General features: G+C 65.6%; 11 protein-coding genes. 5 read left to right on the forward strand and 6 right to left on the reverse strand.

Annotation, left to right across the window (positions count from 1 at the left end):
• Positions 1-101: 101 nt before the first annotated feature.
• The 3 genes from BRAS3809_RS12665 to BRAS3809_RS12675 form a co-directional block, all read right to left on the reverse strand.
• Positions 102-2,162 carry a sensor histidine kinase gene (locus tag BRAS3809_RS12665; protein ID WP_240535662.1) on the reverse strand — a complete coding sequence of 687 codons (2,061 nt, stop codon included), beginning with the start codon at positions 2,160-2,162 and terminating at the stop codon, positions 102-104.
• A gap of 344 nt (positions 2,163-2,506) precedes the next feature.
• On the reverse strand, positions 2,507-2,872 hold the full coding sequence (gene dksA / locus BRAS3809_RS12670) for an RNA polymerase-binding protein DksA (RefSeq protein WP_170323279.1): 366 nt from the start codon (positions 2,870-2,872) through the stop codon (positions 2,507-2,509).
• A gap of 229 nt (positions 2,873-3,101) precedes the next feature.
• Complete coding sequence (locus BRAS3809_RS12675) at positions 3,102-3,713, reverse strand: NAD(P)-dependent oxidoreductase (protein WP_008962492.1); 612 nt, start codon at positions 3,711-3,713, stop codon at positions 3,102-3,104.
• Between the two features lie 144 nt (positions 3,714-3,857).
• Between BRAS3809_RS12675 and BRAS3809_RS12680 the strand changes: the two genes are divergently transcribed.
• Entirely contained in the window at positions 3,858-4,232 is a 375-nt protein-coding gene (locus BRAS3809_RS12680; protein ID WP_008962493.1) for a winged helix-turn-helix transcriptional regulator, read from the forward strand.
• Here BRAS3809_RS12680 and BRAS3809_RS12685 read toward each other — a convergent pair whose 3' ends face one another.
• Positions 4,233-4,646 carry a flagellar assembly protein FliX gene (locus tag BRAS3809_RS12685; RefSeq protein ID WP_008962494.1) on the reverse strand — a complete coding sequence of 138 codons (414 nt, stop codon included), beginning with the start codon at positions 4,644-4,646 and terminating at the stop codon, positions 4,233-4,235.
• 271 nt (positions 4,647-4,917) lie between these two features.
• Here BRAS3809_RS12685 and BRAS3809_RS12690 point away from each other — a divergent pair, with 271 nt between their 5' ends.
• The 4 genes from BRAS3809_RS12690 to BRAS3809_RS12705 all read left to right on the forward strand — a co-directional run bounded on the left by BRAS3809_RS12690 (position 4,918) and on the right by BRAS3809_RS12705 (position 7,659).
• A complete protein-coding gene (locus tag BRAS3809_RS12690; RefSeq protein ID WP_008962495.1) occupies positions 4,918-6,042 on the forward strand; it encodes a flagellar basal body P-ring protein FlgI in 1,125 nt (374 codons plus the stop codon).
• Positions 6,042-6,482 carry a flagellar assembly peptidoglycan hydrolase FlgJ gene (flgJ, locus tag BRAS3809_RS12695; RefSeq protein WP_008962496.1) on the forward strand — a complete coding sequence of 147 codons (441 nt, stop codon included), beginning with the start codon at positions 6,042-6,044 and terminating at the stop codon, positions 6,480-6,482. Before BRAS3809_RS12690 ends, flgJ begins: the two co-directional genes overlap by 1 nt.
• A 49-nt stretch (positions 6,483-6,531) precedes the next feature.
• Positions 6,532-7,017 (forward strand): hypothetical protein, encoded by a 486-nt coding sequence (locus BRAS3809_RS12700; protein ID WP_008962497.1) that lies wholly within the window; start codon positions 6,532-6,534, stop codon positions 7,015-7,017.
• Positions 7,018-7,272: 255 nt separating this feature from the next.
• Positions 7,273-7,659: a hypothetical protein gene (locus BRAS3809_RS12705; protein ID WP_240535663.1), complete on the forward strand. Its 387-nt coding sequence runs from the start codon at positions 7,273-7,275 to the stop codon at positions 7,657-7,659.
• A 261-nt stretch (positions 7,660-7,920) separates the two neighbouring features.
• Here BRAS3809_RS12705 and flaF read toward each other — a convergent pair whose 3' ends face one another.
• Both flaF and BRAS3809_RS12715 read right to left on the reverse strand, forming a co-directional pair.
• A complete protein-coding gene (flaF, locus tag BRAS3809_RS12710; protein ID WP_008962499.1) occupies positions 7,921-8,286 on the reverse strand; it encodes a flagellar biosynthesis regulator FlaF in 366 nt (121 codons plus the stop codon).
• A gap of 384 nt (positions 8,287-8,670) precedes the next feature.
• Positions 8,671-10,061: flagellin (locus BRAS3809_RS12715; protein ID WP_035656209.1), on the reverse strand; the 1,391-nt coding region annotated here is incomplete at its 5' end.

A 10,061-nucleotide genomic window follows, 5' to 3' on the forward strand; every position in this document is an offset into this window, starting at 1 on the left:
ATCTGTGGCCATGGATTCCGGGCTCGCCCTTCGGGCGCCCCGGAATGACGACGGATAGCTGACAGTGTCTCTGACGCAGTCGTATCAGGATCGTCTGCAAATCAGTTCGCTTCGCTGAGGGGGCCGACGACGCCGTTGTGGCGCGTCTCCAGCCAAGGCAGCTCGAACTGGCAGGTCAGCCCGGACTCGGCAAAGGTCCGCTGCAGATGCCGGACGGTCCGGGTCATCAGCCGGCTGCCGAAGCCCAGCACCGGCGGCTCCTTGGCCGGCGGCCCGCCGCTCTCCTGCCAGCGCATGTGCAGCGCGTCCGGCCCGAGCGACCAGGTCACCTCGACGCGGCCGGACGGGGTGGTCAGCGCGCCATATTTGCTGGCGTTGCAGGCCATCTCGTGGATCACCAGGGCGAGCTGGGTGGTCAGCTCGACAGGCACAAGAATAGTCGGGCCGCTGACCGCGAGCTGCTCCGGCGCGCCGGCGAACGGCGCCACCTGGCTCTCGATCAGCGCCGAGAGATCGGCGCCCTGCCAGTCGTTCTCGGCGAGACTGCTGTGGACGGTGGCCAGCGCGTGCAGCCGCGAGGTGAAGTCGCGGACCTTGGCGTCGTGCCGCGGCAGCAGCTGATGCGCCAGCGACTGCACCACCGCCAGGCTGTTCTTCACGCGATGGGCGAGCTCATGCACCAGGAGCTCGCGCTTGCGGTCGGCCTCCTTGGCGGCGGTGACGTCGATGTTGACGCCGATCATCCTGAGATCGCCGTCACCTTCGCGGGGCAGCATGCGGGCGCGCGCCTCGATCCACCGGATCGAGCCGTCCGGCAACGGCACCCGCCATTCCGAATCGAGCTGGCCCGTGATCAGCGCCTGCTGGTTGTCCCGGTCGGCATGGGCCTGGTCCTCCGGGTGCACCAGCGCCAGCCAATCGTCGTAGGTGCCGGGAAAGGTGCCCGGCTTCAGGCCATAGAGTTCCTCGATCTCGTCGGACCAGTGGCTCGTGCCGGACTGTCCGTCCCAGATGAAGGTGCCGAGCCGCCCGTATTTCGCCGCCAGCTTGAGCTGCTCGGCGGTGCGCGACGCATCATCCCTGGCCTTGGCCAGCATTCCGAAATTCTCCTGCAGGATGGCCGCGCTCTCGGCCTGAGCCTTCTCGGCCGCGGCCAAGCGGGCATTGAGCGCCCGTACCTCGGGGGGATCGGAGGGCGCGGCCTCGCCAGGATTGGTGCTCTTGACGGCGATGCTCTCAAGCGGCCGGGCGATGCTTCGGCCGATGCCGGCGGCCAGCAGAAGTGCCAGCGCGCAGATCGTCGTGGCCGCGACGGTCGCGGTCTGCACGGTCGAGGAGATCGCCTGCGCGAACGCGCCCTGCTTGATGCCGACACCGACGGTCCAGTCGCTCAACTGCGGCCGCGCATTGGCGTTGATGACACGATCGCCCTCGATCGAGGGAAACTCGGCGATCCCCTCGGCTCTGGCGGTTGCTCGCCACCCGGCCGACGCGATCTGGCCGGTGCTGGTCGCATTCTTCGGGATCCGGGACACGTAGCGCCCCTGGCCGTCCATGATGCCGACCAGCCAGTCGGCCGGTAGCTGCTGCTGGGCCAGCAGCCGGGTGTAGTTGGCGGCCGGCATGGCGATCGACAGGCAACGGAACGGCTTGCCGTCCTTGAAGACGGGCACGTCGACGGTCGCTACCCACTCGCCCGAGTTCGGGCCGGTGAAGATGTCCGAGATCGACGGCTGTCCCGACACGAAGGCCCGCTGCTGCGAGCGCAGGCCTTCAGGGGTGCGCGCACCGAGCGGCTTGCCGGCCGGGGCGAGGGTATTGAGCAACAGCCGGCCGCTGGCATCGGAGACGATGATCCAGCCTTCGCCGCTGACGGCGCCGACCCGGCGCGCCTCCGCCTCGAACTCCTTGAGATCGTCCGCGCCGAGATCAGGGGACTTCCCAAGCACTTCGGCAAGCGTGACGTAGCGCCGGAGCTCGGCATCGACGGCGCCGGAGATCGTCTGGGCGGCATAGGACAACCCGCGCCGGATCGAGGCATCGGCGGATTGGGCCATGGAGACGATCACATAGGCGATCAGGCCGACGCAGGGCAGGAACAGAATGCCGGCGAGCAGAAGCAGCCGCCCCTTGATGCTCAGGGCACCATAGGAGCGCTGCATTGCAGCCAACGCGCCGCCGAGCGGGCTTCCCGGTCTTTGCAACTCGCGCATGATCCCCCACGGCGTGTTCCCAGACGGAACAGCGACCAATTCCGCAAGCGCGGAAAAGTTCCGGAGGCCGTGAAGATCAGGACCGTGTGTGGCTGTTGAGCCGCAAGCGCTCGGCCGTGAAACACGGCCACAGGAGATGCAACTCAGGGCCGCGTGAGCACCGCAGCCGGTAAACCAGGCGGCATGCCCGGCTGGCGAACCGACGCATCAGTCGTCCACGCTCGGCAAAAGACGCGGTGCGGCCGCACCCGGCAGGCGGCCGCAATCCGCGATCGAGGGGTCAGAACCGCGACCTATTCGTCGCGATAGACCTTTTCACGTTTCTCGTGGCGTTCCTGCGCCTCCACCGACAGTGTCGCGATCGGACGGGCCTCGAGCCGCTTCAGCGAAATCGGCTCGCCGGTCTCCTCGCAATAGCCGTAGGTGTTATCCTCAATGCGCTGGAGCGCGGCGTCGATCTTGGAGATCAGCTTGCGCTGGCGGTCACGGGCGCGAAGCTCGATCGCCCGGTCGGTTTCCGACGACGCGCGGTCGGCGAGGTCGGGGTGGTTCACGTTCTCCTCCTGCAGAGCCTGCAGGGTGAGCTTCGATTCGCGCAGGATCTCCTCCTTCCATGCCAGCAGCTTGGCGCGAAAGTAGTCGCGCTGGCGTTCGTTCATGAAAGGCTCTTTTTCGGAAGGTTTGTAGTTCTTCAACTTTTCCAAGGTCAGCCCATCTGTACGTGCTGGCGCCGGTCTCGGCACCGGCGGACGGAATACGCCCGTTCGCGGCCGCCTTATATAGCGGCCTCATGTGACAGACAATATTTCCATCGCCGCCGGCGCCCCGCCCTGCCGCCGTTGTCCAGCCCAAATTGCGGCCGGCCGGCAGGGCGCCAAGGGGGTACCCTCAATAGCCGACCGTGAACCGGGCGCGCCGATGCGCCGGACGCTCGATCTCGTCGGCCATCGCGACCGCGAAGTCTTCGAAGGTGATGAAGCTCTTGCCCGCGGCATCGACCAGCAACTGGTCCGTTCCGAGCCGGAACTTGCCCGTACGGGCGCCGAAATCGATCATCGCGGAGGGCGACAGGAAGGTCCAGTCGAGCGCCTGCTCCTGCCTGAGACGGTCGAGGAACGCCGCGCCCTTCTCCGCTTCGGCCTTGTAGGCGGCCGGAAAATTCGGCGTGGTCACCAGCCGCACCCCGGGCGCGACCTCCAGCGAGCCAGCCCCGCCCACCACGAGGTAACGAGATACACCCGAGTCCTTGGCAGCGCCGATCAGCGTCTCGACGTCGCTGGCCGAGAAGTGGATGGAGCTGATCGCGACGTCATGGCCGGCCCACAGCTTGGCCAGCGCGGCGCGGTCATTGGCATCGCCTTGGACTGCCGTGACGTTGGCGTGCTTTTCGATCTTGTCGGGGTTCCGGGCGATGCCGGTGACCTGATGGCCGCGATTGGCGAGCTCGGCGGTGATGCGCGACCCGGCCCGGCCGGAGGCGCCGGCGACGGCGATCTTCATGCTGCAACTCCTCGTTTGCGCGTGTTCGGTCGGACCAGAGGCTCTGGACGAGATCCCCGTGGTAACCAATAGTGACTAGATAGCGGAACGAACGCTGCTGTTAAGAGCGCACTTTGAGATCACCAGGTCACGCCGGAGTAACCGATGCGAGCCGCCAACGTCTATTCGGCCGACTGCCCGACCCGCCAGATCCTCGATCGCGTCGGCGACAAATGGGCCGTGCTGATCCTGATCCTGCTGCGCAACGAGCCGTTGCGCTTCAATCAGTTGCGCCGTGCCATTGAAGGCATCTCGCAGAAGATGCTGTCGCAAGTGTTGAAGAGCCTCGAGCGCGACGGGCTGGTCAGGCGGCGGGCGATCGCCACTGTTCCAGTGACGGTTGAATACTCCATCACGCCGCTCGGGCTGACGCTCGCCGCCGCGGTCGATCCCTTGCGCGACTGGGCAGAGCGGCATCTGAAGGACGTCACCGCCGCACAGCGGCGCTACGACGCGCAGGCGTCCTCGAAGGCCGCCTGATCAGCCCTGCCCGGCCTTGGCGAGCTCGACCTCGACGCGGAGCTCGATCTCCGAGAGGATCGAGTCGAGCCTGGGATCGCCGGAGGTCTGCTTCAGGTCCGCCGCGGCATCGCGCAGCCGCAGCGCCATCGTCGTGTCGAGCTTGCCGGACAGCAGCGACAGCTTGAGATCGTCGAGCACGTCGAGCGCGCGCTTGCCACGCTGCACCGAGCGCTTGCGCCGCTCGGCCGGCTCCTCCTCGATGCCCTGCAGCGCCAGCAGCGCGTCGATGTTGGCGGTCTGCTTCGGCGCGAGCGTCGCGCGGGTCTCCTGCGTGGTGCCGGCGTCGGGCAGCTTGAAGCTGCCGGACGAGGTCTTCCGCGTGGAGCTGGTCGACGTGTTGAACGTCGTGCCATTCGGTCCGTAGATGCGCATCGGTGGCTCCCCGCAGGCTCTCACGTGTCGGAGCGGAGATTGGCTCCGTCGTGGTTAACGGTGCGTAAATGGCCCGGCAAATTCTGCCGGGGCGGCAGCTTCGTTCCTCCGGGCCGACCCGGGATCGCAACAAGTCGCAAGATCGATTTCACACTCTTTCAATGAGTTAGCCGGGAGCATCGACGTGGCACGGCCCTCGCATAGTTAACGCCGATCATGCGGTCATGGGAGTGGCCAAGTGATCACCTGCAGAGTTCGAGGGGAGCAGAGGATGCGACGCGTCCGAATTACGCGCCTGTTTCAGGCCGCTTGCGCCGCCATGCTGGCGCTGGCCTCTATTGTCATGCCCGCGCATGCGACGTCGCGGATCAAGGATCTCGCCAATATCGAAGGCGTGCGCCAGAACCAGCTGATCGGCTACGGCCTCGTGGTCGGCCTGAACGGCACCGGCGATACGCTCAACAACATCCCGTTCACCAAGCAGTCGCTGCAGGCGATGCTCGAGCGCATGGGCGTCAACATCCGCGGCGCCACCATCCGCACCGGCAACGTCGCCGCCGTGATGGTCACCGGCAACCTGCCGCCGTTCGCGACCCAGGGCACGCGCATGGACGTGACGGTGTCGGCGCTCGGCGACGCCAAGAACCTGCAGGGCGGCACCCTGCTCGTCACCCCGCTGCTCGGCGCCGACGGCAACGTCTACGCCGTCGCGCAGGGCTCGCTCGCGATCTCCGGCTTCCAGGCCGAGGGCGAGGCCGCCAAGATCGTGCGCGGCGTGCCGACGGTCGGCCGCATCGCCAACGGCGCCATCATCGAGCGCGAGATCGAGTTCGCGCTGAACCGGCTGCCCAACGTGCGGCTGGCGCTGCGCAACGCCGACTTCACCACCGCCAAGCGGATCGCCGCCGCGGTCAACGACTTCCTCGGCGTCAAGACCGCCGAGCCGATCGATCCGTCGACGGTGCAGCTCAGCATTCCCCCGGAGTTCAAGGGCAACGTCGTCGCCTTCCTCACCGAGATCGAGCAGCTCCAGGTCGATCCCGATCTCGCCGCCAAGATCGTCATCGACGAGCGCTCCGGCATCATCGTGATGGGCCGCGACGTCCGCGTCGCCACCGTCGCGGTGGCGCAAGGCAACCTCACCGTCACCATCTCCGAAAGCCCGCAGGTCAGCCAGCCCAACCCGCTGTCGCGCGGCCGCACCGTGGTCACGCCGCGCACCAGCGTCGGGGTTCAGGAGGACGGCAAGAAGTTCGCGGTCGTCAAGGACGGCGTCTCCCTGCAGCAATTGGTCGACGGCCTCAACGGCCTCGGCATCGGCCCGCGCGACCTGATCAGCATCCTGCAGGCCATCAAGGCCGCCGGCGCGATCGAAGCCGACATCGAGGTGATGTGATGGCCACGTCCTTCGTCGACTCCTATGCCGGCCGCGTCCCGCTCAGCATGCCCTCCGCGGCGGCCAGGACGTCGCCGCGCACCGATCTCGAGCTCACCGAGGCCTTGACCAAGGTCTCCCCGAAGGCCCAGGCCAAGGCGAAATCGACGGCCACCGACTTCGAGGCCATGTTCCTGAACTCGATGTTCTCGCAGATGATGAGCGGAGTGAAGGGCGATGGTCCGTTCGGGGATACGCCGGGCACCGGCGTCTGGCGCTCGATGCTGACCGAGCAATATTCCAAGAACTTCGCCAAGGCGGGCGGCGTCGGCATTTCCAACGACGTCTTCCGCACGCTCATCCTGCAGCAGGCCAAGAGCAGCAATCAGGGCAGCAATCAGAGCAGCAATCAGAGCAGCAATCAGAGCGGCGGCTCGAGCGAAACCAAAGCGTCAACGTAAGCGTAGGCATCGCGGAGGCTCTCTGGCCTCCGCCGACAGGAGTTTGAGGATGAGCGCACAGGGCCAGGCCAAGAAGACGACGTATGCAGCCGCTGCCAGCGCGGCCGAGGCGCGCGCGCTCGCCGACGAGATGGTCAGCGTCATGAGCGAGCTGATCGCCGTCATCGAGCAGGAGACCGAGCTGGTCCGCGCCGGCAAGCTCCGCGAAGGCATGGCATTCGGACCGCGGAAGACCGAGCTGTCGCGGCACTACGTCACGATTGTCGGCCGCCTCAAGGCCAGCCAGTCCTTCATGAAGCAGACCGCGCCGGAGCTGCTCGCCACCCTTCATCGCCACCATGACACCTTCCGGGCGATGCTGCAGGTCAACCTGACGGTCCTCGCCACGGCGCACGCGATCTCCGAGAAGATCGTGCGCGGCGTGAACGCCGAGGTCCAGCGCAAGAACATCCCGAGCACCTATACCGCCGGCGGACGCCGCGCCGCACCCGGCGCACGTCATCTCACGCCGCTGGCCGTCAGCAGGACGCTCTGAGCCTTGATGTCCCGGAGCATCCTCCAGCTCCGAGCATCTCCAGGTTTCAGCATTTCCAGATCCGAGCCTGCGAGAGCCGCGCCGCCCGCTCCCGGCCGCGCGGCTTTCGCCGTTCAAGCTCCGATATGCTTAAAAAGCCGACACGTCTCACAACGCGCCGTTCATCCTATTTCCTAACATAACGTTGATTGGTGATCGGCATAGTTGCAAGCGGGATGGGTTGGGAATTGACTCGATGGCTATGAGGAGGCTGCCATGAGTTCCGATTTCAGCGTGAGACCGGTGGGCGCGCCCGCGTCGGTGCCGATCATTCAACCGTCGAGTCCGGCGGTTGCGAACGCTGTTCCAACGGACCTTCCTCCGAGCCAGACCGTGACCGCGGCCGAGGACAGCCCACCCGTGCGCAACGACGCCCCGCTCAACACGGCCAACGACCTCTCCGTGTCGCACCAGGCCTATTACGACCGCGCGGCAGCGGCGCTGGTGTTCCAGGTGGTGAACCGCAGGACCGACCAGGTGGTGGCGCAGTATCCGGACGAGGCCGTCCTGCGGCGGCGTGCCTATTTCAACACGCTCGACTTGCAGAAGGATCTGCAGAAGGAAGAGGCCCCGCGCGTGATGCCGACCGACCGTATCGCCTGATCCCGCTCCGCCGGGCTAGATCTCTTCAGCCGCCTCGGCGTCAGCCGCGGCGGCTGTTTTACGTTGTGGGGATCAGTTGCTTTGGGCGGGCCGAGCGATGCCGCGACCGGCTTGCCGTCCGCACGCTTGGCGCATGGTCTGCCCCGCCAGAGCGTCGGGTCGATCGCTGCGTATTTTCTGGTGCTGCCCGCGCTCGACTTTCGGAACACGGACAGGATGCTGGCGACGTCAGCTATCCCAAGGCCCTGTCCGCGCGATCGATCAGCTGCGTCCGGACAGGCCCGCGGCGATGTGACAGTTGATGTCGATGAGCGATTTCAGCTTCGCCGGATCCGGATCCATCTGCATCTCGATCGTCTGCTTCATGACGAACACGCCGATATTGGCGATATTCTGCCGGATATCGAGCGGATTCGGATTGTCGTCCATCTCCATCGCGCTCATGAAGATCGTCCAGAGGCGGCGATTGAAGAGCAGCGCCTTGTACATGTTGCGATCGGGGCCATTCCAGTTGGCCTGGACTTCCTGCAGCTGCCGCGCCGCCTTCAATAATGCTTGCGCTTCGATCTCCCGTGGTGATGCCGTCGTTTGCGACGTGCGTGCATAGGCTTGAGCGGCATATGACATCAAGTACTCCGGACTGACGCGGGGACACCAACAAACTGCGCAGGTTTTGTACGTTGTCCGCCTTTAAAATATGGTTAGCAGCTGTTAGCGGATTTCGCCTCCTGATATCATCGGATACCTGAAACAACCGCTCCTGCGAAACGTCTTAATTTGATGCGAACGGAACGATTCAATTTGCTCGAAAAAATTTCGGGCTGCATTCGCCGTCCGAGACGAACGATCGACCGACCAGGCGCGCAACTGCGATGACCCGGCCGCAAGCGGCCCGCGTCGCCCAGCGGCGGCTTGTCCGCGGCGCGAAACACCGCAAAGCGGGATGCCAAAAGCAGAAGCGGCGGGCACAGCCCGCCGCTTCGCACGAATTTGGCTGGAGATGCGCTGGGCTCAGCGCAGCAATTGCAGCACGCTGGCCTGCGACTGGTTGGCCAGCGCCAGGGCCGAGACCGCGATCGACTGGCGGGTCGACAGCGCCTGGCTGTTGGCCGCCTCCTCGTTGGTGTCGGCGAGCGTCAGGTTCGACGAACCGGTCTGCAGCACGTTGATCAGGTTCTTGTTGAAGTCCTGACGGATCTGCACGATCGACAGGTTCGAGCCGAGCGACGAGGCTTCGGAGCGGATCGACGTCGACGCGCTGTTCAGGGTCGTCAGCACCTTGTTGGCCGAGTTGCTGTCCAGGAAGTCGGTGCCGACCACCAGCGAGGACAGGCCGAGACCGGTGCTGTTGAAGGTCACGCCCGTGATGTTCAAGGTAGACCTTCCGGTCTCGTTGAAGGTCAGCTTCAGCGTGTCGCCGTTCAGCAGATTGATGCCGTTGAACGATGCATCCTGCGCCGTGGTGTTGATCTGCGCGAGCACGTTGTTGTACTGCGCGATCAGTCCCGCACGCGTCGTCTGCGAGTTCGTGTCGGCGACCGGCGTCGACGCCGTCACGCCGTTGAAGGCCTGGCTGGCCGCGGTCGAGGAGCCGGCCACCGCGCCGATCGTCGACGATGCGGCTTCGTTGGTGGTCAGGATCGTGAGCTGGCCGGTCGTGCTCAGGCTGGCCTGCAGGTTGTTGGCGGCAAGCGCGGTGTTGAGCTGCGCCAGGGTCGATATCTGCGATGCGCCTGTGCCGAATGTTATGTTCGTTGCCACACCTCCGCCTGTCGAGGCGATGGTGAGCGTCTCGCCGGACAGCGCCGGTGGATTTCGTGTCGTGGTTCCCGACGACAATCCGAGCTTGGCCAGAGCCGTTCCGGACAAAGTGAGATCCTGTGCGGTGCCGGTTGCGAGCGCGATCTTGCCGCCGCTCACGGTGGACGGGGTCGCGGTCGCGCCGGTCACCGAGTCGATTGCCGCGAGGAGATTGCTGACGGTGTCGCCGACGCCGATATTGGTGCCGGCCGAGACCGAGCCGGCCACGAAGGTGAACACCACGCCGTTGACGACCAGCGTGTCGCCGGTGGTGACGCTGCTGGTCAGATCGTTCGACGTCGAGGTCGCCGTACCCGACAGCCGGGTCGATCCGGTGATCGCGACGGCCGAGCTCAGATTGTCGTTGTTGACGGCAGTGCCGGTGACGAAATTGTTCGACGAGCTGCCCAGCAGGTTGTTCGCCGTGGCGCCGGGAATCACCGCCGAGGTGATGCTGGATTTGGTGGTGTAGCCCGTGGGCGCCTGGAGCACCTGGCTCGCGATCGATTTGGCGCTGTCGACGAGCTTCTGAAGCGAGGTGAGACCGGTATTTGCGGCTTGAAGGACCTGGACACCGTTGCCGATGCTGTCGAGCAGATTGG

The sequence above is a fragment of the Bradyrhizobium sp. STM 3809 genome (assembly GCF_000239795.1).
Classification (GTDB): domain Bacteria; phylum Pseudomonadota; class Alphaproteobacteria; order Rhizobiales; family Xanthobacteraceae; genus Bradyrhizobium.

Coding starts and splice junctions, on each gene's coding strand:
- BRAS3809_RS12680 (WP_008962493.1), top strand. CDS start 3,858: ATGCGAGCCGCCAACGTCTATTCGGCCGACTGCCCGACCCGCCAGATC.
- BRAS3809_RS12700 (WP_008962497.1), top strand. CDS start 6,532: ATGAGCGCACAGGGCCAGGCCAAGAAGACGACGTATGCAGCCGCTGCC.
- dksA (WP_170323279.1), bottom strand. CDS start 2,872: ATGAACGAACGCCAGCGCGACTACTTTCGCGCCAAGCTGCTGGCATGG.
- flaF (WP_008962499.1), bottom strand. CDS start 8,286: ATGTCATATGCCGCTCAAGCCTATGCACGCACGTCGCAAACGACGGCA.
- flgJ (WP_008962496.1), top strand. CDS start 6,042: ATGGCCACGTCCTTCGTCGACTCCTATGCCGGCCGCGTCCCGCTCAGC.
- BRAS3809_RS12685 (WP_008962494.1), bottom strand. CDS start 4,646: ATGCGCATCTACGGACCGAATGGCACGACGTTCAACACGTCGACCAGC.
- BRAS3809_RS12705 (WP_240535663.1), top strand. CDS start 7,273: ATGAGTTCCGATTTCAGCGTGAGACCGGTGGGCGCGCCCGCGTCGGTG.
- BRAS3809_RS12665 (WP_240535662.1), bottom strand. CDS start 2,162: ATGCAGCGCTCCTATGGTGCCCTGAGCATCAAGGGGCGGCTGCTTCTG.
- BRAS3809_RS12675 (WP_008962492.1), bottom strand. CDS start 3,713: ATGAAGATCGCCGTCGCCGGCGCCTCCGGCCGGGCCGGGTCGCGCATC.
- BRAS3809_RS12690 (WP_008962495.1), top strand. CDS start 4,918: ATGCGACGCGTCCGAATTACGCGCCTGTTTCAGGCCGCTTGCGCCGCC.